This window comes from Mesonia aquimarina, from assembly GCF_003667275.1.
GTDB classification, from domain to species: Bacteria; Bacteroidota; Bacteroidia; order Flavobacteriales; family Flavobacteriaceae; genus Mesonia; species Mesonia aquimarina.
On sequence record NZ_RCNV01000007.1, the window covers coordinates 1 to 24,176 of the forward strand.

Annotated in this window: 22 protein-coding genes; 16 read left to right on the forward strand and 6 right to left on the reverse strand. The window is 32.2% G+C overall.

The window, feature by feature from the left end:
- The coding region (locus D9R05_RS15750; protein WP_162984943.1) for a T9SS type B sorting domain-containing protein at positions 1-154 on the forward strand (154 nt) is incomplete at its 5' end.
- A 1,146-nt stretch (positions 155-1,300) separates the two neighbouring features.
- Here the strand turns inward: D9R05_RS15750 and D9R05_RS09765 are convergent.
- From D9R05_RS09765 to gldA, 4 genes are all read right to left on the reverse strand, one after another.
- Complete coding sequence (locus tag D9R05_RS09765; protein WP_121667049.1) at positions 1,301-3,145, reverse strand: Ig-like domain-containing protein; 1,845 nt, start codon at positions 3,143-3,145, stop codon at positions 1,301-1,303.
- A gap of 117 nt (positions 3,146-3,262) precedes the next feature.
- Entirely contained in the window at positions 3,263-3,904 is a 642-nt protein-coding gene (locus D9R05_RS09770) for a MarC family protein (RefSeq protein ID WP_121667050.1), read from the reverse strand.
- A 132-nt stretch (positions 3,905-4,036) separates the two neighbouring features.
- Entirely contained in the window at positions 4,037-5,290 is a 1,254-nt protein-coding gene (metK, locus tag D9R05_RS09775) for a methionine adenosyltransferase (protein ID WP_121667051.1), read from the reverse strand.
- Between the two features lie 176 nt (positions 5,291-5,466).
- Positions 5,467-6,360 carry a gliding motility-associated ABC transporter ATP-binding subunit GldA gene (gene gldA / locus D9R05_RS09780; RefSeq protein WP_121667052.1) on the reverse strand — a complete coding sequence of 298 codons (894 nt, stop codon included), beginning with the start codon at positions 6,358-6,360 and terminating at the stop codon, positions 5,467-5,469.
- A 143-nt stretch (positions 6,361-6,503) separates the two neighbouring features.
- On the opposite strand from gldA, the gene D9R05_RS09785 reads away from it, so the two are divergent.
- The 11 genes from D9R05_RS09785 (at position 6,504) to rlmN (ending at position 18,240) form a co-directional block, all read left to right on the forward strand.
- A complete protein-coding gene (locus tag D9R05_RS09785) occupies positions 6,504-7,670 on the forward strand; it encodes an aminotransferase class I/II-fold pyridoxal phosphate-dependent enzyme (protein WP_162984945.1) in 1,167 nt (388 codons plus the stop codon).
- A gap of 10 nt (positions 7,671-7,680) precedes the next feature.
- A complete protein-coding gene (locus D9R05_RS09790) occupies positions 7,681-8,763 on the forward strand; it encodes a bifunctional 3-deoxy-7-phosphoheptulonate synthase/chorismate mutase type II (protein ID WP_121667054.1) in 1,083 nt (360 codons plus the stop codon).
- 8 nt (positions 8,764-8,771) lie between these two features.
- A complete protein-coding gene (rsgA, locus tag D9R05_RS09795) occupies positions 8,772-9,719 on the forward strand; it encodes a ribosome small subunit-dependent GTPase A (protein WP_121667055.1) in 948 nt (315 codons plus the stop codon).
- A complete protein-coding gene (dtd, locus tag D9R05_RS09800) occupies positions 9,716-10,171 on the forward strand; it encodes a D-aminoacyl-tRNA deacylase (protein ID WP_121667056.1) in 456 nt (151 codons plus the stop codon). Before rsgA ends, dtd begins: the two co-directional genes overlap by 4 nt.
- Before the next feature lie 51 nt (positions 10,172-10,222).
- Positions 10,223-12,136, forward strand: a complete 1,914-nt coding sequence (locus D9R05_RS09805) for a DUF3857 domain-containing transglutaminase family protein (RefSeq protein WP_121667057.1) — start codon at positions 10,223-10,225, stop codon at positions 12,134-12,136.
- 6 nt (positions 12,137-12,142) lie between these two features.
- Positions 12,143-14,089 carry a DUF3857 domain-containing protein gene (locus D9R05_RS09810; protein WP_121667058.1) on the forward strand — a complete coding sequence of 649 codons (1,947 nt, stop codon included), beginning with the start codon at positions 12,143-12,145 and terminating at the stop codon, positions 14,087-14,089.
- Positions 14,090-14,091: 2 nt separating this feature from the next.
- On the forward strand, positions 14,092-14,418 hold the full coding sequence (locus tag D9R05_RS09815) for a nucleotide pyrophosphohydrolase (RefSeq protein ID WP_121667059.1): 327 nt from the start codon (positions 14,092-14,094) through the stop codon (positions 14,416-14,418).
- The gene (locus tag D9R05_RS09820; RefSeq protein ID WP_121667060.1) at positions 14,418-14,687 is read left to right on the forward strand and encodes a hypothetical protein; all 270 of its coding nucleotides are present in this window, start codon (positions 14,418-14,420) and stop codon (positions 14,685-14,687) included. Before D9R05_RS09815 ends, D9R05_RS09820 begins: the two co-directional genes overlap by 1 nt.
- A 3-nt stretch (positions 14,688-14,690) precedes the next feature.
- On the forward strand, positions 14,691-15,926 hold the full coding sequence (locus tag D9R05_RS09825; protein ID WP_121667061.1) for a 3-phosphoshikimate 1-carboxyvinyltransferase: 1,236 nt from the start codon (positions 14,691-14,693) through the stop codon (positions 15,924-15,926).
- Positions 15,927-16,014: 88 nt separating this feature from the next.
- Positions 16,015-17,064, forward strand: a complete 1,050-nt coding sequence (gene queA / locus D9R05_RS09830) for a tRNA preQ1(34) S-adenosylmethionine ribosyltransferase-isomerase QueA (protein ID WP_121667205.1) — start codon at positions 16,015-16,017, stop codon at positions 17,062-17,064.
- A 129-nt stretch (positions 17,065-17,193) separates the two neighbouring features.
- On the forward strand, positions 17,194-18,240 hold the full coding sequence (gene rlmN / locus D9R05_RS09835) for a 23S rRNA (adenine(2503)-C(2))-methyltransferase RlmN (protein WP_121667062.1): 1,047 nt from the start codon (positions 17,194-17,196) through the stop codon (positions 18,238-18,240).
- A gap of 118 nt (positions 18,241-18,358) precedes the next feature.
- Here the strand turns inward: rlmN and D9R05_RS09840 are convergent, their stop codons facing one another.
- Both D9R05_RS09840 and D9R05_RS09845 read right to left on the reverse strand, forming a co-directional pair.
- Positions 18,359-19,420 (reverse strand): T9SS type A sorting domain-containing protein, encoded by a 1,062-nt coding sequence (locus D9R05_RS09840; RefSeq protein ID WP_121667063.1) that lies wholly within the window; start codon positions 19,418-19,420, stop codon positions 18,359-18,361.
- Between the two features lie 113 nt (positions 19,421-19,533).
- Positions 19,534-20,589 carry a T9SS type A sorting domain-containing protein gene (locus tag D9R05_RS09845; RefSeq protein ID WP_121667064.1) on the reverse strand — a complete coding sequence of 352 codons (1,056 nt, stop codon included), beginning with the start codon at positions 20,587-20,589 and terminating at the stop codon, positions 19,534-19,536.
- A gap of 121 nt (positions 20,590-20,710) precedes the next feature.
- Here D9R05_RS09845 and D9R05_RS09850 point away from each other — a divergent pair, with 121 nt between their 5' ends.
- From D9R05_RS09850 to D9R05_RS09865, 4 genes are all read left to right on the forward strand, one after another.
- Positions 20,711-21,688 (forward strand): polyprenyl synthetase family protein, encoded by a 978-nt coding sequence (locus D9R05_RS09850; protein WP_121667065.1) that lies wholly within the window; start codon positions 20,711-20,713, stop codon positions 21,686-21,688.
- Between the two features lie 66 nt (positions 21,689-21,754).
- Entirely contained in the window at positions 21,755-22,321 is a 567-nt protein-coding gene (locus tag D9R05_RS09855) for an RNA polymerase sigma factor (protein WP_121667066.1), read from the forward strand.
- Entirely contained in the window at positions 22,314-23,069 is a 756-nt protein-coding gene (locus tag D9R05_RS09860) for a hypothetical protein (protein WP_121667067.1), read from the forward strand. The genes D9R05_RS09855 and D9R05_RS09860 overlap by 8 nt, the downstream gene beginning before the upstream one ends.
- A 23-nt stretch (positions 23,070-23,092) precedes the next feature.
- Positions 23,093-24,136 carry a hypothetical protein gene (locus D9R05_RS09865; protein WP_121667068.1) on the forward strand — a complete coding sequence of 348 codons (1,044 nt, stop codon included), beginning with the start codon at positions 23,093-23,095 and terminating at the stop codon, positions 24,134-24,136.
- Positions 24,137-24,176 lie beyond the last annotated feature (40 nt).

Here is a 24,176-nt window from a genome sequence, read left to right on the forward strand (position 1 = left end):
GTTAAGTCCGAGTGGTCCGGGATGGGATGGAACCTATAATGGTAATCCGGTATCGTCTAATGACTATTGGTTTAGAGTAGAGTATATGGAAACCCTGCCCGATGGTAGTTTGCAACCAAGAGAGTTTAAAGCAAACTTCACTTTGAAACGATAAAAGATAAACCTATAGAGAAAATATCTAAATGAAAAAAGCCAAACAAGAAATTGTTTGGTTTTTTTGATATAAGTGTAATTGAGAAATATTCAAGCATTATTTCATTAGAAGGGGAAATAGTAAAATAACAATTGTCCCTGTTATTTTTTTAGTTTAAATTCTACACCTTATAAAAAAAGATTTATTTACTGATGAATTTTTGAAGTAGTCTAAAAGTAGAGATGAAGTCAATGATTTTTTAAAACAACTTCAAAAAACGTAACATTTAAAAAATGCTGGAAGGGGAATTTTATGTTTTTTTAGGCTATAATAGAAATCAGAGGTCTAAAAACCCATAATTGGTTTAGTAAATATTTCTTTCGATGAAGTTTAGATCCTATTTTTTAGAGATATGTAAGTTAATCAATAGCATAATATACTGCTATTACACATCGTGAGGATGAAAAAAATATTTGGTAAGATTGAATCTGAAGTCTTTCGGATGAGTATGTTTAACAATATAAATCAAGGATTACTGAACACCATCATCGATGACTTAAACGTATTTCCTGAATACAAAACCTAAATTTGTGTGGTACATTAAACACGGAATGCTTATAGTAAAGTGGTGTATAGGTGGTTTATTTTTAATATGTTACGACCTTTGTGATTCAACTTTTGATCCCGAACAATATGCTGTGTTAAAAATAGCAAAGGGTAAAAATAAAACGGTTTTAGTATTAATTGGATATAAAGATGTGTTGCAGAAAATCAATCTTGAAAGCTATTGTACTTGCCAACTTTAAAAGATTTACTTGCTGAATTAGAAAACCGGGTCTTAATATCCGGGAAGAAGCGAAAATTTTCACCTTCAATCAAACTACTAAAACGATTAAAGATTTACAAGAAGGTCGATTATTGCCAGAAATTGTAAAATAATATTACCAATTTTATTATTTTGTAGGTATTGGTATAAAAGAAAGCGGATTAATTCAAGTTTCTAATTTAGCTGATGAATTTGTAAGTGATGTAAAAGCTAATGTTAACTTTTAGCAAAAAATTATTGTTGAAGTTTTATAGATAGATATTCCACGTAAGCGTATTCAGTTAAAGTTCTATAAAAAATCCCCGCTTTTGGCGAGGATTTTTCTGAAATTAATTAAAATTTTATTCATCTCTTAAAACGTGTATAATTCCAGTAATGCTATGTTGGTTTCCTTGGTAATCTTCATAATTGCCATTAAAATTAATATCAATGTACTCTCCTACATTACCTAAATTAGTTATATTGAATATTATATCATTGTTTGTTTCAGAAATACTTGTGCATTCCGTTAAATTAAATCCAGTATCATCAGATATGTTCCAGTCATAATAGTCATACGTTCCAGTGTATTGATTGGAGTTAAGAATTCCAAACATATAAAAGCAATTTTGACTTGAACTTGCAGAAATACTTAAATAAGGAGCATTATAATTTTGGTTTATAGCTTCAAAAGAAACTTGTATATCACTGATGGCTATAAACTCTTGAGAACCTCCATCAATTGAATATTGAATTAATTCCTGGGTGTTGTTACAAGATATTAATGTTCCTAAATTAGTTTGTGATGTTGAAAATGTATAGTTAATTTCTCCAGTAGTCTGTTGATTATCATAATCAAAGCCTTCAACTGAAAAGTTGTTGTTATTATTAGAACAACGAGTCAAATTAATATCGAAATTACCGTTAGATACTATGTCAATATAATTTTGGTTTTCATAAGTTAGTTTTACATAACCATTGGTTACGGGACTATTATTACAATTTGAAAAGGTTCCGGAAATATTTTCAGTAAGCACATCAGATGTGTTAGTGATGCTGACAGTTTCATTGCTGTTTGATGCGTACGGACCTATATTTGCATTATAAATAGGTGTAGTTGTGTTGCAGAAATCAGCTTGATAAACATTGATTTCGAGACTTTCGTTAGATGGAATTAGGCCACAAACTTCTCCATTTTGATTTGTATAACCTACTGTAGTGGGAAATAGGTATGTAGAATTGTTATGTGTTAAGGTAATAGACTGGTTGGCGATAGGGTTTCCATTGCTGTCTGTTAATGTGATGCATAAATTTACTGCTGGGAAGTCTGCATCATAATTCCAAAATGAAAAATGAGAAACTTCACCAACATATGTATTACCTTCTAAGCTAGCTTGCCCTTCTTCAATCCAGTAGCCTTTTTCTTCATTAAAATGCCATAAAGGAATTGATGATGGGGCACTATTCATCAATTCTGTATCTAAGGGGATTTTTATTTCAGCGGTAGTGCCTTCTGCTAAATTTAATTCTTCGTTATTATCTCCTTTTAACTCTACAGCAAGCATACCATAACTTTGTAATAAACGTTCTTGGTTTTCGCTGTTTGCTGCATATAACATTCCTGGCATTTGATAACGCATATCTTCTTCTGTTGGGTTTAATCTTTGTAGATAAACTCGAACGTTACCATTATATTCTTCACCAGATTCTGTTATATAATTTCCAGTTAAACTTAGTGAAGTATTATCAGGTAAACTTATTGTTTCGTTGATACCGCTTTGAATAGTTTTTATGAGATTTTCTTCTAAAAGCATAATAGTTACTTTGTTTGTTCCATCAGTAGGGACCAGTGCTCTAGAACCAGGAAAATAACCATTCTTTTTTGCAGTTACATATGCAAAACGCTCATGTATAGAAGCGTTTTTTATTATAAAAACACCATTTTGGTCTGTGGTTGTAGTAGTTGTTCCTATTTTTATAGCAACATTTTCTAGCGGTTGATGATTTTCGTCTTTTACTTGTCCTAAAAAGTCACGATTAATTTCATTTCCAAAGTTATCAGATAGATCAATAGAAGTTTCAGGAGGAGTTGGTTCGGGATCAATAATTTCTTGTGGGTTTTCACCCAAATCTAAAGGTTCATTCTCACAAGCGATAATCACTAAAATTATTGTTAGGAATAAAGGTATTTTTGTAATAGTTTTCATAATCGGTAGTTTTATAAGTTTTTGATTAGTTGGTGAAGCTTCACAGAAAACAGGCTACGTTGTCTATATTTAAAACAATTAACTTTATAAAACTCCTACCTTTTAATTTTTAAACCGTTAGGTTACTACCGGGAAAATATCTTGTAAAATCGGTTTTAATCCGCTAAAAAAGAACTCCACGGCAATGACCATTACGATTAATCCCATTAAACGCATCATAACGTTGTTGCCGGTTTCTCCCAAAAGTTTAATGATTTTAGAAGAGCTAAATAGAATAACATAAGTAACAAACATTACAAGAATTATTGTAGCTATTAACACTGCTCTTTTTTCAATACTTTCTGCATCTTGCATTAAAACAATTGCGTTGGTTAATGCTCCTGGACCGCAAATCATAGGAATGGCTAACGGCGTAATAGAAATATCGTTAATATATGTTTTTACTTTGTCTTCTTGAACTTTGATACTTGCTAATCGAGCTTGAAGCATATCCATTCCCATTAGAAAGAAAATTACGCCCCCGACAATTCTAAAACTATCCACAGAGATTCCAAAAAAACTAAATAATAATTGTCCTGAAAAAGCAAAAATAATGATGGTAATGCAAGCTACAATACTTGCTTTTTTTGCGGTATGTGTTCTATCGTGTTTATTTAAATCCTTGGTCATGGTCATAAAAATTGGCATGGTTCCTAAAGGATTTATTAATGTAAAAAATGATGTAAAAGCTAACAGCCCGAATCCGAGTAACTCATTCATAATTCCTTAATTTTAAGCGGCGCAATTACGGAATTTTTTCAGGAAAGAAAAAAAGAAAAATGAGCAAATTTTAATGAAAAAATCCTTAACAATATTTGCTAAGGATTTTTTCATTAAATAGGTTGATTATACCTATATATTAAATGCTTCTTTTATTTTGTCAACGTAATCTAATTTTTCCCAAGTAAATAATTCGACTTCTCTAGTTATTTTACCAGAATAAGGGCTTTCAAAAATTTTAGTTACTTTGCGTGGTTCTTTTCCCATATGACCATAAGCAGCAGTTTCTCTGTAAATAGGATTACGTAATTTTAAACGTTCTTCTATGGCTGCGGGACGCATATCAAAAATCTCCTTTACTTTTTTAGCAATTTCGCCATTGCTCATTTCTATATTGGAAGAATTATAGGTGTCAACAGAAATTGATGTAGGTTCTGCCACCCCAATTGCATAAGATACTTGAACTAAAATTTCATCAGCAATACCGGCGGCAACCAAATTTTTAGCAATATGTCTAGAAGCATAAGCTGCAGACCGGTCTACCTTACTTGGGTCTTTTCCTGAAAACGCACCGCCACCGTGAGCACCTTTTCCGCCATAGGTGTCAACTATAATTTTTCTTCCAGTTAATCCCGCATCACCATGCGGTCCTCCAATTACAAATTTTCCTGTTGGATTGATGTGGTAAGTAATTTCATCATTAAATAATTCCTGAACTTTTTCTGGGAATTGTTTAATTACACGCGGCATTAAAATTTCTTTAATGTCTTTATGTATTTGAGTAAGCATTTTTTCATCTTCATCAAAATCATCATGTTGGGTAGATAAAACTATTGCAACAATTTTTTGAGGAACATTATCGTCGCTATATTCAATAGTAACTTGGCTCTTTGCGTCAGGTCTTAAATAAGCAATATCCTTTCCTTCGCGTCTCAATTTAGCTAACTCTATTAACATTTTATGAGAAATATCAAGCGCTAAGGGCATAAAATTTTCAGTTTCTGTTGTGGCATAACCAAACATCATTCCTTGATCGCCAGCGCCTTGCTCTTTTTTGTCTTCCTTGTCTACCCCTTGATTAATATCTGGTGATTGTTCGTGAAGTAGAGAAATAACACCGCAAGAATCTCCGCTAAATTGATAAACCCCTTTTGTGTAGCCAATATCATTAATGACATCTCTTGCAATTTGCTGAACATCAAGATAGGTATTAGATCTAACTTCTCCAGCAAGAACTACTTGTCCAGTTGTTACTAATGTTTCACAAGCAACTTTAGAATCTTCATCAAAGGCTAAGAAGTTATCTAATAAGGTATCGCTAATTTGGTCAGAAATTTTATCTGGATGTCCTTCTGAAACACTTTCTGAGGTAAATAAATAAGGCATTTAAATTTTTTTTAACGGAATTTTCTGAAGACTGCGCGCTAAAGAAGTAGAAAAAGCTGCTTTAGCATTTTTAAGGGTTGCAATCAGTCAAATTTTTCCCTGAATTAATTGAAGACAAATTTACAAAAATCTTTTTCTTCTCATTTTTTTTAACGACTTTTTAAAGATTAAAAATTTTACTTCGTAATCTCCCGAAATAATTCTTCTAAATTTTTGTGCTTTTGATGAAGTTGAAGAATCTTTAGACCGTTATCGTGTGCAAAATCAAAAACGGTTGAACGCATATCTTCTTTTGTGTTAAAAGTAAGTTCATAAGAAAATCCTGCTGTGTTTTTTACTTCTTTTAATTTTGGTAATTTTTGAATAGCTACCATTTCTATTCGATAATCAAATTCTACTTGAATGACTTGTTCATTATTTTCAGTAAGTTGATTTAAAGCTTTATCTGTTACAATTTGTCCTTTATTTATAATGATAACGCGATCGCAGATGGCTTCAACCTCTTGCATAATGTGAGTTGAAAGGAATATAGTTTTTTCTTTCGCAATTTCTTGAATCAATTTTCTGATTTCTACTAATTGATTAGGGTCTAATCCTGTTGTAGGTTCATCTAATATTAACACTTCAGGATTGTGTAATAAAGCATTCGCTAAACCTACACGTTGTCTATAGCCTTTAGAAAGTTGTTCAATTTTTTTATTTGCCTCTGGATTAAGTCCTGTTATCTTAATGACTTCTTCTACTCGTTTGTTGGTTACGTTGTGTATTTTGGCATTAAATTGTAAGTATTCTCGTACAAACATTTCTTCATAAAGCGGGTTGTGTTCCGGTAAATAGCCAATGTTTTTTTGTAGTTGTAAGGTGTTTTTTTTAATATCGGCATTATTAATATGAGCACTTCCTTCAGTTGCAGAAATAGAACCGGTTAATATTTTCATAGTTGTAGATTTTCCAGCACCATTTGGTCCTAAAAACCCTACAATTTCTCCGTTTTTGATTGAGAAACTAATATTGTCTAAAGCTTTTTGTGTTCCGTAAGTTTTAGAAAGTTGCTTTACTTCAATTCCCATGCCTTGTTAAATTTTATTCAAAAATACGGATTTTGTTTTCTGAAGATTACTTTCCTTAAAAAAACTTAAAAACCGCTTAGATTATTTTATTTAAGGAAAATAAAATTTATCTTGAGAAAAGCCAGATGCAAAATAATTTAGTGATGAAATTTCTAACTTCAATCAACAATTCAATTCCTCGAAAAGAACGTAATTCATTTTCTTTAGATCAGATCAATATGCTAAAAAATTCGAAATATTCGTTGTTGAATTTTGCCAAAGTTAAAACCGATTTGTTACCGCCTTTTCAGTCGGTTACACAAATGCAAATGGCTACTCGACAAGAAGGAGCTTATGCTTCACAAAAGGTAAGAGGTAGTTATAATTTACTTTTGGCTTATGAGAAATTTTATGAAGATATTTTTAGTCTAAAATTTGAAACTGGAAATTTCGCCAACATAAAATCAATTAAAAATGTAGCTTTTAAGCTGTTTTTCGCTGGACTCTCTGCCGGAGATGAAATTTTGTTTCCTAACCCTGGTAATAAATTGTATGCTAATATTGCCAAGCAAGTTGGTGCAAAAGTAATTTACTACACTTTAAATGAACAAGAAAAATGGTGCGTTAATTTTCAAGAATTAAAGAAAAAAGACTTAGAAAAAGTAAAAATGATGTGGGCTGATTTTCCTAAGTTTCCTGTTGGGAGTCACCATCAAATTTCAGAAATACGGCAAATTATAGAATTTTGCAAAGAAAATAATATTATTTTGATCAATAATAATTCTCATAATTTTATTTTAAATGAAAGCCCACAAAGTATTTTTAAATACGGTTCTATTAATGATCGGGTAATAGAATTGTTTTCGTTTGCTGAAACCTTTAATATTGGCGGTTGGCAGATTGGAATGATGGTAGCTAATGATTCTTTTATAAATGATTTTATTTCTTTTGAAAATCAAATTGACGAAGGAGTTTCCTTACCCTTTGAAGAAGGAGTAATCAATGCGTTAAAATATGAAATAGAACGAAATTTTATAGGTAAGAATAATTATCAATATCAAAATAGAAAAGAAAAAATGCTTCAATTTTTTGAGGCTATAGGTTGTACGTTAATAAATGAAAACTGTTCTGGTGGATTTTTATGGGCTAAAATTTTAGCAAATAAGAAAACATCTATTCGGTTTTCAGAAGAATTGCTTAAAAAGTATAGTATTTTTGTGCAACCCGGTACCGATTTTGGAAGTGCCGGTGAAGGCTATATTTTTGTTACATTATTTGAAGTGGAATCTAAAATAGAAGAAGCATTAAATCGACTTAAAATCGATCATTAAAAATAATTTCATGAAAAACACAACCGCACTAAAAAATTGGTTAACTAAATTTGGAAACGAAACGCCATTTTTAATTGCGGGTCCTTGCAGTGCAGAAACCGAAGAGCAGGTGTTAAAAACTGCACATCAGCTAAAAAATACTAAAGCAAAGGTTTTACGTGCCGGAATTTGGAAACCAAGAACGCGTCCTGGAAATTTTGAAGGAGTCGGAGCTTTGGGTTTATCTTGGTTACAAAAGGCAAAACAAGAAACAGGTTTATTAACAGCAACCGAAGTTGCCAATCCTGTACACGTAGATTTAGCGTTAAAGCATGATGTAGATATTTTGTGGATTGGCGCAAGAACTACAGTATCTCCATTTGTAGTTCAAGAAATTGCAGAAAGCTTAAAAGGAACTGATAAAACTATTTTAATTAAAAATCCGGTGAATCCAGATTTAGCCCTTTGGCTGGGTGCTGTAGAACGTTTTTATAAGCAAGATATAGAAAACTTAGGAGTTATTCATCGTGGATTTTCCAGTTATGGTGCTTCAAAATACAGAAATATTCCTGAGTGGCAAATTCCTATAGATCTGCAGCAACAATTTCCTGATTTACCATTAATTTTGGATCCTTCGCATATTTCTGGAGATCGAAAATTGATATTTGAACTCTGTCAAACGGCTTTAGATTTAAATTATGATGGTTTCATGATAGAAACGCATCCTGAGCCTAAAAAAGCCTGGAGTGATGCCGCACAACAAATTACGCCAGCACGTTTACAAGAGATCACAGAAGCATTAACCGTTAGAAAGAAAGTTTCAGAAAGTAAAGATTTTTTAGAAGATTTAGCCACACTACGATTAAAAATAGATCGCTTAGATACAACATTAATTCAGGCCCTTATAAAAAGGATGCAAGTGGCCGATGAAATTGGTGTTTTAAAAAGAAAGCAAAATGTATCTTTGCTTCAGGCTGAACGCTGGGCAGAAATTTTAGATAAAATGATAAAAGCGGGTAATGGTAATGGATTGAGCGAAGAATTTATTTTACGCATATTTAAAGCAATTCATCAAGAATCTTTAGAACATCAACATAAAAAAATTCAGGAATAAATACACTTATGAATGGAATAGTATACAAATCAACGGGAAGTTGGTATTCGGTAAAAGGCGAAGACCAACAGTTTTATAAGTGTAGAATTAAGGGTAAATTTAGAATAAAAGGAATAAAGAGTACCAATCCTGTTGCGGTTGGAGATAAGGTTGTATTTGAAAAAGAAAATAATAGCGACGAAATTACAGGCGTTATAAAAACCATACAGGAGCGAGATAATTACATTATTAGAAAATCGGTAAACTTATCAAAACAAACTCATATTATAGCTTCAAATATAGATGTAGCTTTTTTGCTGGTTACCTTAAATAATCCCCCAACTTTAACTGCTTTTATAGATCGCTTTTTGGTAACAACAGAAGCCTATAGCATACATGCAGTTTTGCTTTTTAATAAAGTTGATACTTATACTGAAGAAGAAAAAGATGAAATCCGTTTTTTAATGGGAATGTATAAGTCTATTGGGTACGAATGTATTCCAATTTCTGCAAAAACAGGAAAAAATGTAGACCGAGTAAAAGAGGCTATGATGCAAAAAACAGCAATGTTTTCTGGGCATAGCGGTACAGGGAAATCAACTCTAATTAATCAGTTGGCGCCAAGTTTAGATTTAAAAACCGCTTCCATTTCAGAGCAACATTTACAGGGGCAGCATACAACTACTTTTGCAGAAATGTACGATTTACCTTTTGATGCCCAAATTATAGACACGCCGGGTATTAAAGGATTTGGAATTGTAGATATTGAAAAAGAAGAATTAGGAGATTATTTTCCGGAATTTTTTGAATTAAAAGAGGCTTGTAAATTTAATAATTGTTTGCATATTGAAGAACCAAAATGTGCGGTAAAAAAGGCATTGGAGGAAAATGAAATTCCTTGGTCTCGTTATAAATCATACTTGCAAATTATAGAAGGAGAAGAAGAAAATTACAGAACCGATATTTATAAATCATGAGAGTTATAATTCAACGCGTTTCTGAAGCTAATGTGAAAATTAATAAGCGGACTTCAGGAGAAATAAGAAAAGGGTTAGTCATCTTGGTTGGAATAGAGCCTGAAGATACACAAGAGGATATTGATTATTTATGCCGTAAGATTATTAATATGCGGATATTTTCTGATGAAAAGGGTATTATGAATAATTCGTTGAAAGAAGAAGAAGCTGACGCGCTTGTCGTTAGTCAATTTACATTACATGCGAACAGCAAGAAAGGAAACCGTCCTAGTTTTACAAGAGCGGCAAAGCCTGAGATTGCTATTCCTCTTTATCAAGGTTTTATACAAACATTTGAACAAGAATTCGGTCAAAAAATTCAGACAGGAGAGTTTGGAGCAGATATGGAAGTTTCGCTGGTAAATGATGGTCCAGTAACAATTTTTATAGATTCTAAGCACAGAAGTTTTTAAGTATAATTTTTTTTATATTTTTAACGCTTTATTAACAAAAGCGTTCTATTTATGAAGAGCACACTTTTAAGTTTCGTGCTAATATTTTTTTATACTCAATTTTTACCAGCTCAGGAAGAACTTTTTACTGCCAATACTTTAGACTTGAGAGTAATAAGAGATGCTAATGCGGTAGTTAGACAAGATAAAGTTATTGTTGATCTGAAGAGTCAGGACAAAATGGAAGTTTTTCATTATAGAGTAATTACTGTTCTGAATGCAAAAGGGAATAAGGCAGTAGGCGCTAGTTTGTATTATGATGACGAAAAAAAAATAACAAATTTGGAGGCTGAAGTTTTTGATGCTTCCGGTAACAGAATTCATAAATATCGCGAATATGATTTTAAGGATGAATCTTACAGCGATGGTTTTAGTTTATACAATGATGCAAGGATGAAAATTTTCCCTTATCGTCCATTATCTTATCCTTATACGGTAGCGTTTACTAGTGAAATTAAAACTAGTAATACAGCCTTTATACCCAATTATTTTTTTATTAAAAATACAAATGTAAAAGTACAAGATGCGTCGTTCAAAATAAAGTATGATGAAGATGACCATAAGTTAACTTTTAATAAGAATAATTTAGAGAATTATAGCATAAGTCAACTTGAAACGGAAGAAGGTATAAGCTTTAAAGGTGAAGACTTGCCTGTTCTTGTAGGCGAAAGTATGAGTCCGCATCATTCTATTATTTTACCACATATTAGTTGTATTTCAGAAAACTTTCATCTATCAGGTTACGATGCTTCTGGTATAAAAAGTTGGAATGACTTAGGTGAATGGTATTCTAAAAATTTGTTGCCGGGTAGAGATGAACTTCCATTAGCAACAGTTAATGAAGTTAAGGAGCTGACTAAGAATATTAGCGATACGTTAGAGAAAGCAAAAAAAATCTATGAGTATGTTCAAGAAAACATGCGTTATATTAGTGTGCAGGTAGGGATTGGAGGTTTGCAGCCTATTGCAGCCGACGAAGTTGATGAAAAAAAATATGGAGATTGTAAAGGTTTAGCAAATTATACCTATGCACTTTTAAAATCAATAGGAATTCAATCAAATTTAGTAATTATTGAAGCGGGAAATGAGAAAGTAGATTTTGAAGAAAATTTCCCTAATTTTTGGCAAGGTAACCATATGATTTTAGCAATCCCAGAAGGTGATAATTATTCCTGGATAGATTGTACGAGTAAAGATAAACCATTTGGATTCTTAGGTAATTTTACCGACGACCGAAAGGCTTTTGTTATAAAACCTAATGGAGGAGAAATTGTAAATACACCTGCGTTTTTAAATAAAGATAATTATCAAAAAACAATAGCTAGTGTTCATTTTAATGAAGAAGGAAGTTTTCATGCAGATGGAACTATAATAACAAAGGGTTCTCAATATGATAATAGAAGTTATATAGAAAATCTTTCTCCTAAAGATTTAGTAAGCCGAGATCAAAGCTTTTGGGATGAAATAAAAAACATTCAAATTAAAAAGCATGAATTTTTGAATAAAAAGGATAGTTTAATTTTCACAGAGAAGTTTGAAATAGTTGGCGATAATTTCACAAAGTTATCTTCTAATCGAATTATTTTTCCTTTAAATGTTTTAAATAGAATAGATTTTATACCTAAACGATACCGAAATAGAACTTTGCCTTTTGTAATTTATCGTGGCTATTTTGATGAAGATGAAATAGAAATATATATTCCAGAAAACTATAAAATAGAAGCCCTACCGGAAAGTAAATCATTTCAAACAGAATTTGGGACATATAAACAAGAAGTTTTACTCAAAGAAAATACAATTGTGTTAAAGAAAAGCTTGCTTATAAGAGCCGGACAATATCCAAAAGATAAATATTCGGCATATAGAGATTTCAGAAAAAAAATTGCTAATGCAGAAAGTGTAAACGCTTCTATAATTAAAAAATAATACCTAATGATTAAGACGACTATTTTATTATTTTCTATTCTTTTTTCATTTCAAATGATGGCTCAAGAAATCGAGTTCGGAAAAGTTTCAAAAGATGAATTAAGGGCTGCTAAAAGTTCTATAAACCCAAATTCTGGAGCAGAAATTTTGTACATTAATAAACAAGTACATTTTGAATCAAGTCCGCATGGTTATAACATAGTGACAGAAATTCATAAGCGGATAAAGTTTTACGACGATCAATCTGAAGATTTAGAAAATGCTACCGAAAGAATTTACCTTTATGAAGGAGATCATGAAAAAGAAAAGATCTCAAAAATAAAGGGATATACTTATAATTTAGTGGATGGAAAGATAGAAAGAGTGAAACTTGATAAGAGTCAGGTTTTTGAAGAGCAATATACTGAAAATAGAGAGTTAGCCTCTTTTACAATGCCTAAAGTTGGAAAAGGATCTATAATAGATTTTAAATACAAAATAACCTCTCCTTATTTTTTTAACCTTGATGAACTCAAATTTCAATATGATATTCCTCTAAAAAAAATGGAGGCGGATATTACAATCCCTGTAAATGTTAGCTTTAATAAAATCCCAAAGGGTGGAGTTATGGCTTCTCTTAAAACAACAACGGACTTTGATCATCGTATAAACGGTAAAACAAGAACGTATTCTTATAGTGTGTCAGATATTCCAGCTTTAGTAAAAGAAAGTTATGTAGATAATATAGATAATTATAGATCGGGAATAGTCTTTGAATTAATAGCAATTCGATTTAATGACGGAAGTGTTAAAAACTATTCCAATACTTGGGGGGATGTAGCCAGAACATTAGCTTTTCATGAAGATTACGAATATGAAATAAAAAAGGATAGAATTTTCAGAGATGAATTAGATGAGTTTTTAAAAGACGAGCAAGATTCCTTACAACGTCTATATAAGGTTTATTCTTTTGCTAAAGATCATATAAAATGGAATAAGAAATATGGTAAATATTTTGATACAAGTATTCGTAATGCTTACAAAGATCAACATGGGAGTGTTGGAGATATTAATTTAACCTTAGTTTCTATGCTCCGTCATGCCGGTTTTAAAGCAGTTCCAATAGCATTATCTACAAGAGATTATATGCGCCCTGTTTTTCCGACGGTAAATCATTTAAATTATGTTATTGCCTATGTTGAATTAAATAATAAGCGGTACTATCTGGATGCTACCGATTATTATAGTGAACCTAACATAATGCCATTAAGAGTATATAATTATTTTGGCATTTTTCTAGATACTCCAAATGAACAATGGAAGCACGTAGACCTTAATCAGCCCCCAGCAGCAAAAAGCATTAATTTGGTTAATGCTACTTTAAATGAAAGTGGAACAATTAAAGGGTCTATTAAAGAGGTAGATGAAAATCATTATGCTTATGTAAAACGAAAAGAATACTTTTCTAAATCTAAGGAAGATTATTTAAGAGATAAAGAACAACGTCTTGGAAGTATAGAAATAAATAATCACAAGGTTAATCATATAGATACAATCGGTGAAGTAGTTGAAGAATTTGAATATCAAAAAGAAAATGCATTTTCAAAAATAGGAAATGAAATAATTTTTAATCCTATTCTTATAGGTCGTTATAAAGAGTCCCCTTTTCAAAAAAGTAAAAGAAATTATCCAATAGATTTTATATACCCTAGAAAAAACAAAACTGTTATAAATATTAAAATACCAGATGGTTATAAGATTAAAGAAATGCCTAAATCAGCAAAAATTAATTTTGGAACTAATATTGGTAAGTTCGAATATTTAGTTTCAGGATCTGGGCAATTTATAAGAATATCGATTAATTTTGTGATGAATGAAAGTAGAATTAGTGCAGCAGATTACGAATCACTAAAAAAGTATTTTGATAATATTATTGAATTAGAATCTAAACAGATTACTATAGAAAAAGCTTAACTATGAATATAGAAGATGCACAATTAGCCGTAGATAACTGGATAAAAGAACATGGGGTACGATATTTTAACGAGTTGACAAATATGGCGCAGCTTACGGAAGAAGTTGGAGAAGTAGCCAGAATTATTGCGCGTCGTTATGGAGAGCAAAGTGAAAAAGAGAGTGATAAAGAAAAGGACCTCGGTGAAGAGTTAGCCGATGTTATTTTTGTGGTACTTTGTCTTGCTAATCAAACCGGAATAAATTTACAAGAGGCTTTTGATAAAAAATTAGATATAAAAACTAAGCGTGACCATAATAGACATCATCAGAATAAAAAACTGCAATAATGAATGTAAAAGAAGTAACCACAACAAAAGGTTTTTGGAAATCTGTACTAATTTTAAGTTTATTATTTATTTTAATCTATAACATTATTACATGCGGATTTAATTACGATTTTAATTTTGCTGCTTTTTTTGATGCTAAATTTAACCAAGCTAGTATTTTTCGTTTTATTATCGCTAATTTAATAGGTGGTTTTTGTTACGGATTTATTATTGTTTTTCTTCAATTTAGAGGGCGATTAAAACGAGCTGAAAAAGAACGTAATTCTTAAAAAATGAATTACGCACTGTCTTCATCTTCTCAGGAAATTCATCAAAAAATAATTCTTCCCGGCTCTAAAAGTGAATCAAACAGGTTGTTGATTCTTCAATCTTTTTTACCGGAAATTTCCCTTGAAAATTTATCAGATAGTGATGATACAGAAGTTTTAAAACAGAGTTTGTCTTGCAAGCAGAGGATTATTGATGTTGGTCACGCCGGTACAGCCATGCGCTTTTTAACAGCTTATTTTTCTATTCAACAACAAAAACAATTTTTACTTACTGGAAGCAAAAGAATGCAAGAGCGGCCGATAGGTATTTTGGTAGAAGCCTTAAAAAAGTTGGGGGCAAAAATTGAATACGATAAAAATGAGGGATATCCACCCTTAAAAATTTCAGGCAAAGAAATAGTTCAATCGGAAGTAAACCTTCAAGCTAATGTAAGTAGTCAATATATAAGTGCTTTATTATTAATTGCTCCCTTTTTAGCAAACGGACTTCAATTAATATTGGAACAAAAAATCACGTCTGCTCCTTATGTAGAAATGACAGTTAATTTATTGAAAGAGCTTGGTGCGAAAATTGATTTTCAACTTGATAAAATTTCAGTTAAACCCTTAAAAAGCATACCGAAAAAAATAAACTTTCAGATAGAATCAGATTGGAGTGCGGCTTCTTATTTTTACAGTTTTTTGGCCTTAAGTAAAAAAGGATCTATTCAGCTAAGTTACTTGAAAAGAAAAAGTTTACAGGGAGATTCTTGTCTTGTTCATCTGTATAAGAGTTTTGGAGTGAAAACTTCTTTCTTGTCGAATCAACGCATTTTATTAGAGAAAATTCAAAATTTTAATCAACCAACTTTTTACGAAAAGGATTTAAGCGCTTCTCCAGATTTAGCGCAGACCATTGTAGTAACTTGTTTAGGTTTAAGTATAGGGTGCAAGATAACGGGTTTGCATACGTTGAAAATTAAAGAAACTGATCGTTTGCAAGCCTTGAAAAATGAATTAGAGAAATTTGGAGCTCAAATAAGGCTAACAGAAACTAGTTTGTTGATGCAACCTCCAAAAAACCTAAACCAAGATGTTAAAGTTCAAACCTATCAAGATCATCGTATGGCAATGTCTTTTGCACCTTTAGTCTTAAGAACTCCTTTGGTAATTCAAGATGCAGAGGTAGTTTCAAAATCTTTTCCTCAATTTTGGAATGCAATAAAAAGACTTCAAATAGAGGTCAAAAAAAGCATCTAAAAATCTATTGCTGAAATAATTGTCCATTTACTTGACAACCGGTACCCGGAGGTTGTATATTTGCGCTTCTAAAAATTTACATATGGGAATGAAACTTTCACAGTTCGATTTTGAACTGCCTAAAAAACTTCTAGCCGAATATCCATCAGAAAATCGTGACGAATCGCGTTTAATGGTGGTAAACCGTAAAGAGCAAACCATAGAACATAAACTTTTTAAAGACCTAATAGACTACTTCGAACCAGAAGATGTTATGGTTTTAAACAATACAAAAGTTTTTCCGGCTAGACTTTTTGGAAATAAAGAAAAAACCGGAGCACGTATTGAAGTTTTTTTATTGCGTGAATTAAATTCTGAAACTCGTCTTTGGGATGTGTTAGTAGATCCCGCAAGAAAAATTAGAATAGGAAATAAACTTTATTTTGGCGAAGATGAAAGTTTAGTAGCTGAGGTTATTGATAATACCACCTCAAGAGGAAGAACCTTGCGTTTTCTTTATGATGGTTCTTATGAAGAATTCAGAAAAAAATTAAATGAATTAGGAGAAACACCGCTTCCTAAATACATAAAACGGGATGTAGAAGAAGAAGATGCAGAACGTTATCAAACCATTTATGCAAAACAGGAGGGAGCTGTAGCTGCGCCAACTGCCGGTTTACATTTTTCTAAACACTTATTAAAGCGATTGGAAATTAAAGGAGTAAACCTTACAGAAGTTACCTTGCACGTTGGTTTAGGTACTTTTACTCCGGTAGAGGTAGAAGATCTTTCTAAACATAAAATGGATAGCGAGGAAGCTGAAATTGAACAGAAAGCAGTAGATATTATCAATAAAGGAATTGATGATAAGCGTAGAATTTGTGCAGTAGGAACAACTGTAATGCGTTCTTTAGAAAGTTCGGTTTCTTCAAACCACAGACTAAATGAATTTAAAGGATGGACCAATAAGTTTATTTTTCCTCCTTATGATTTTAGCATTGCAAATTGTATGATTACGAATTTTCATACCCCAAAATCAACGTTGTTAATGATGATTTCTGCCTTTGCAGGTCACGATTTAATGAAGCGGGCGTACGAAGAAGCAATTAAGGAAGAATACAAATTTTATTCTTACGGAGATGCTATGCTTATTATTTAAGTAAGAATTTAGATTATTATAGCAGAAGGCTGTTTGGTTTAATTACTCAAGCAGCCTTTTTTTTAGCTATTTCAATAGGAATTAGTAAATTAAAAAAGCTATTTCAGCTTTAGTTTATACATTTGCATTGTGAAAGAAAAGAAAAAAGACATACGTGCATTAAACAAAAAGGAGTTACAAGATTTTTTTGTTTCTATAGGAGATAAAAGTTTTAGAGGAACACAAGTTTATGAGTGGTTGTGGAGCAAAGGAGCTCACAGTTTCGAAGCAATGACTAATATCTCTAAATCTACACGTCAGCTTTTGGAAGATAATTTCGTGATCAATCATATAGAAGTTGACGAAATGCAAAGAAGCAAAGACGGAACCATAAAGAACGCTGTTAAATTACATGATGGTTTTACGGTAGAATCTGTCTTAATACCTACATACTCTAGAACTACTGCCTGTGTATCATCTCAGGTGGGCTGTAGTTTAGATTGTAAATTTTGTGCTACTGCAAAGCTTAAAAGAATGCGTAATCTAAACCCTGATGAGATTTACGATCAAGTGGTTGCTATAGATCAAGAAAGCAGGTTGTACAATAATAGACCCCTTTCTAATATTGTTTTTATGGGAATGGGAGAACCTTTAATGAATTATAATAATGTTTTAAAATCTATAGAAAAAATAACCTCTCCAGAAGGCCTAGGTATGTCGCCAAAACGAATTACAGTTTCTACTTCTGGCGTTCCTAAGATGATCAAAAAGTTAGCTGATGACGAGGTGAAATTCAATTTGGCTTTGTCTCTACATTCAGCTATAGATGAGGTAAGAACTTCTATAATGCCTTTTAATAAGAATTTTCCTTTAGAAGATTTAAAAGATTCTTTAGTACATTGGTATTTTAAAACTAAAAAAAGGGTAACCTACGAATATTTAATTTGGAAAGACATTAATGATCGTCAAAAAGACATAGATGCATTAGTTGAGTTTTGTAAAATAATTCCTTGTAAAGTAAATATTATAGAATATAACCCTATCGATGACGGGATTTTTCAACAAGCCAATTCTCAAATAACGGATCGTTATCAAGATGCTTTAGAAAAAAACGGGATAACTGTTACGGTACGTCGTTCACGGGGAAAAGATATTGATGCTGCGTGTGGACAATTGGCAAATAAATCTTCTAAATAAAAAAGGTTGAGAAATATTTAAATAATTAATTAATAAATCCAATTACTTGATAAATAAAAAAAGCTCCGAAAATTTCGGAGCTTTTTTTTATTCAAAAATAGTTTCTTATTGCTAAGAATTATTTCTTGATAAACTTGAAAGTTTGAGTTTTTCCTGCAATTTGTACTTGTGCTAAATAAACACCAGCTTTAAAAGAAGAAACATTTACTTCAGTTTGCTGAGCCGAAATATCTTGCGTTGCTACTTGCTGCCCAAGGATGTTAAAAATTCTTATATTTTCGATAGCTGTGTTTGCTTCAATAGTTAATACGTTATTATTTATATAATGCTTAAATGTATTTTCTGTAACATTGTTAACACTAGCGTCTGGTTCAGTTGTAAATGACCAAACTGGACTATCTGGGGCATCTCCAGCATTATTTTTAGCAACAAGTTTCCAATAATATGTAGTATTGTACTGAGCTCCGAAAAAATATCTAATTAATCCAGGTGCTTCACCAGCGGATTGAAGATCAGTTTCGCTAGTACCAATAAATAACTCGTAAGATGTTGCAGGAGCTCCCGTTTGTGCGGCAGAATAAGCCATTAATACTGCGGGTTCTGGGGTTCCATTGTTATCAACACTTTCAATAGCTACATCTGTAGCAGTGTCTTCTGGTACAATTGCTTCAGTTACAGCTTCAGGTGCTACACTAATATCTTCTTCTGTAATTACTGTGAAACTCCATTCTTCCGAGCCTGTAGCGCTACCATCTGCATTTTTAGCGATTATTTGCCATGTGTTTTCTGATCCAAGCCCAACACCAGTAATATTAACACTAGTAGGAGGTGTGGTTTCACCTTCATTTGGGTTTAAAGTTCCTAATACATTTCCATTAAAAACAACATCATATGCGGTAGGTTCATCTCCAGATGTTGCAGCCTCCCAAGAAAGAGCTACAGCATAAGTAGAAACAGGTTGACCTTGTTGATTTTGGCCAATAGTTCCAAAAACATAAACGTCTGTTGCTCCATCGGCAGGAGTAGGGTTTGCTGTAGGGTTAGGAACTGCCATTGTTACATTTCCGCCATTGTTAGATTGTGGAGTAAAATTGTATCCTCCATTGGCATCTAAAAATTGCTGCGCATTCATTGTAAATACAGCTGCGATTGCTGCGATAGTTAGTGTAATTTTTTTCATTACTATAGATTTTGTTATTTATATATAAATATAAGTTATTTATGAATATAAAAGAAAAAAAAGCTCCGAAAATTTCGGAGCTTTTTTTAAAAATAATTTCTTATAATTAAAAATTATTTTTTAACAAATTTGAAAGTTTTTACCTTTCCTTCTACTTGTACTTGTGCTAAATAAACACCTGGTTTGAAAGAAGCAACATTAACTTCAGTTTGTTGAGCAGCAATTTTCTGAGTAGCTACTTGTTGACCAAGAATGTTAAAAATTCTTATATTTTCGATAGCTGTGTTTGCTTCAACAGTTAAGACGTTGTTATTTATATAATGCTTAAATGTGTTTTCATTAACAGCATCGACTCCTGCTGTACTTTCAGTTGTGAAAGACCAAACTTGTACGTTTTCTTGATCTGCAGTTCCTGCTACATTTTGAGGAACAATGGCCCAGAAATATTCTGTGTCATAGTCACCTCCAGTAACAGTTAATGCTGTATTTGATGTTGTTGTAATAAGGTTTAATTGTTCTGGACTTGCGCCAAAGAAAACCTGATATGAACTAACTTCACCACCTGTAGTTGGTGCTTCCCATGAAACTGAAATACCATTTTCGTTTTGGGCATCTACTGCTACATCTGTCGCTCCATCTTCAGGCATTGGGTTAGTAACTACACCAGGTACTTCAGGTACATCTTCTGTAGAGCTAACCTCAAAATCAAAGCCATCAGCACTCCACATATTATCAAACATAACATAATATGTTTCTCCAGCCGTAGCTAAAAACTGAACTTCTGAAAGAAGATTATTTTCAGGACTACCTTCTCCTACATAGTTAACATCATCGCTTCCAGCAGTACAAGTTAGTTCTGAACATGATCCAGAATAAATAGCAACTCTAGTATCTCCACCTTCATTTGCTACTAAGTCAGTAGTAACAGTTACCACTACATCATTAGCACCAGCAGTGTAAGAAAACCATTCAGCGAAATAATCTCCTTGAGGGATTACAGGCTGACCTTGGTTCGTAAAACAAACATCACCGGGAACTGGAGCAGTACCATCAATAGTCGTAACTGTATAAGATCCGTCAGTAATTGTTTGTGCGTCTGCACAAGTATCCTGTGCGTTCATTGTAAATGCTGCAAATATAGCAGCAATAGTTAATGTAATTTTTCTCATAAGAAAATGTTTTAAATAATTTTATTATTTGATAATGTGGTGTAAAGATAAAAAAACTATTTATTCTTAAAACCCATTTAACAAATTATTTGCAGTAACTTATTTCCTATATTTGCCAACCATGAAACCAATAGCGCAAATAAAACAGCCAATTGATTTTGAAATGGAACTCTTTGAAAAAAAGTTTTCCCTTTCAATGTCATCCAAAGTGGCTTTGCTTAATAAAATAACCCATTATGTAGTAAACCGTAAAGGAAAACAAATGCGTCCGATGTTTGTTTTCCTGGTTTCTAAAATGGTTTCAGGCGGTGAAGTTAACGAACGTACATATAGAGGCGCTTCGGTTATCGAATTAATCCATACTGCTACTTTAGTGCACGACGATGTTGTTGATGATAGCAATAGGCGTCGTGGTTTTTTTTCGATCAATGCACTATGGAAAAATAAAATTGCCGTTTTAGTAGGCGATTATTTGCTTTCTAAAGGATTGTTACTTTCTATAGACAATAATGATTTTGATTTGCTCAAAATTATTTCAGTAGCGGTTCGAGAAATGAGTGAAGGCGAATTGTTACAAATAGAAAAAGCTAGGAAATTAGATATTACCGAAGCTGTTTATTACGATATTATTAGGCAAAAAACAGCTACCTTAATTGCGGCTTGTTGCAGTCTGGGTGCCGCTTCGGTTAAACCTGATTCTGAACACGTAGAGCGAATGCGCAAATTTGGAGAGCTAATAGGGATGGCTTTTCAGATAAAAGATGATTTGTTTGATTATGGGGATGATAAAATAGGGAAGCCTACCGGAATAGATATTAAAGAGCAAAAAATGACGCTTCCCTTAATTTATAGCTTAGATAATGCTTCGGAAAAAGAAAGGCGCTGGTTGATCAATTCAATTAAGAACCATAATAAAGACAAAAAACGCGTCAAAGAAATTATTCAGTTTGTAAAAGATTCTGGCGGTCTAGCATATGCAGTTAAAAAAATGAAGTTTTTTCAGCAAGAAGCCTTTGAAATTTTAGAAACTTATCCTGATTCGTCTTATAAAGATTCTTTACGCTTGATGATGAATTATGTTATTGATAGAAAAAAATAATTTCAACTCCAGGCAACCTTTTTTAAAAAATTAGCGTCTATCTTTATAGAACACGTAATAAAAAAGGTGAAAGTAATACAATTACATACCAACCAAAAGCGACTTATAAAAAAGGCGCTTAAGAAAAATAAAGCCGCTCAAGAGGCTTTATATAATCATTACTCTCCTTTAATGTTAAGTGTTTGTAGAATGTATATTAAAGATCTTCATTTTGCTGAAGATGTGATGCTGAAAGGTTTTTATAAAGTTTTTACACATTTAAAAAATTTTAAACACGAAGGCAGTTTTGAAGGTTGGATTCGAAAAATAATGGTAAGAGAAGCTATTAGCTTTTTAAGAGTTCACAAAAAACTCTATTGCTCAGAGGAACTTTTAGCGGTTCATTCTATAGAAAATTCTGAACAATTTCAAACAGAATCAGAAGTAGATTACATTCAGAAAGAAATAGACAATTTACCCGAAGGTTATAAATTGGTTTTTATGATGTACGCCGTAGAAGGTTACAAACATAAAGAAATTGCAGAATTATTGAAGATAAGCGAAGGAACATCTAAATCGCAACTTTCTAAAGCGCGAAAGTTGCTGCAAGAGCGCTTAAAAACACAGATTAAAGAAGGGAATGCAGATGAATGAGTTTGATGAAAATATTAGTGATAAATTACGTAAAAGAACAATTACGCCTTCTTCAGAAAGCTGGTCTAAGCTTGCTGATAAATTAGAACAGAAGGACAAAAAATCAAACAGAAAATTTTGGTGGTTAGGTGTTGCCGCAAGTTTTCTGGCTGGAATTTTATTAAGCAGTTTGTTGTTTAAAACTGAAGAAATTATACCAGAAAAAAATGATGTTGTAATTGAAGAAAATTTGGTTTTACCGGAACAAAAAAACAAAGAAGAAATTAAATTAATTCCACTAGAAGTAGATCACGATTTGGTAAATGTAACTACCTCACCAAAAGAATTAAAATCAATTAAAAAAATACCAGCAAAAACAAAGCAGGAAGAAAATCGACCTAAAAATGTAGTTGCTTCAGCTGAAATTGATAAGTTGGCGACAGAAGAAAAAATAAATCCAGAAAAAGAACATCAATTATTTATTGCTCAAGAAATTGATAAAAAAGCGCAGGAAGTTGTAGATCGTGTAAAAGAATTAAGCGAAGTACGAGAGGTTACCGATGAAGAAATAGATCAACTTATTAGAAATGCGCAATTAGAAATTAGAACACGTAAAATTTTTGATGAACAAAAAAATAAAGTAAACGCGCAAGCTTTGCTTCAAGACGTTGAGGCAGAGTTAGATCAATCTTTTAGAGAACGAATTTTTGTTGCTATAGAAAATGGTTTTACGCAAGTGAAATCTGCCGTTAGCTTTATGAATCTATAATTAAAAATCTAAAACTATTCCATATGAAAACTGTTACCATCACTATTAGTATGCTCTTGGCTCTTTTTTGCATAAATGAAGCCGTTTCTCAAATCAGTCTAAATGTCAATGAACAATTCAATTTAAGTATAGAGAAATTAGAGCAGCAAAAAGACAATATCGAGAACCTTGAAAAAGATAAGCTCAAAAAAGAAGTTCGTGCTATAAACAAACGTTTAGAAGAAGGTGAGATTTCAGCAACAAAAGCGGCTGAATTAAAAAAGCAAGCTGCCGAAAAACGCGCGTTAAATATCGAAAATCAATTAACGATCATCGATGAAAATATTGCTTTGTTAGAACGTAATCAAGAGGAGATCACAGAAGATGACGAGGATTATTACACGAACATGGAATATATGAAAATTGAAAAAGTTGTAGTATACGATTCTGTTCCACGCCGCACAACTTCAGGAATTACTATGGCAGCAGGTTTTAACAACGCTATAATTGATGGGCAAAGTTTAGACTATTCTCCATATAAAATTGGTGGAAGTCGTTTTTTTGAAATCGGTTACGAGTTTGAGACGGTCTTGGTAGAAAGTGGTTTTGTGCGCTTTCGTTACGGAATCTCTTTTCAGTTTAATGGATTAAAAGCAGATGATAATAAATATTTTGTTGATAATGGTGATGAAACTATCTTAGAGGAATTCCCTCATAGTGTGGATAAGGCAAAATTAAGAATGGATAATTTGGTAATTCCGTTGTATTTAGAATTTGGAGGAACTGAAATTTGCTACAAAAAAGACGATTCATATTATTGGAAACCAGATAAAGTGAAATTCGGACTTGGAGGTTATGCTGGTGTAAATTTGAACACGATTCAGAAATTAAAATACACGGAAAACGGAGATGATAAAAAAGTAAAATTTTCAGAAAATTACAATACACGAAATATAATTTATGGTCTAAGCGCTTACATTGGTTATGATATGTGGTCGCTTTACGCAAAATATGACTTAAACACCATATTTAAGGACAACCCAATAGATCAACGAAACGTGGCTGTAGGAGTTAGATTTAGTAAATAGTCAAAATACAATATTCAATTTTTAAACCTATCTAAAGAAT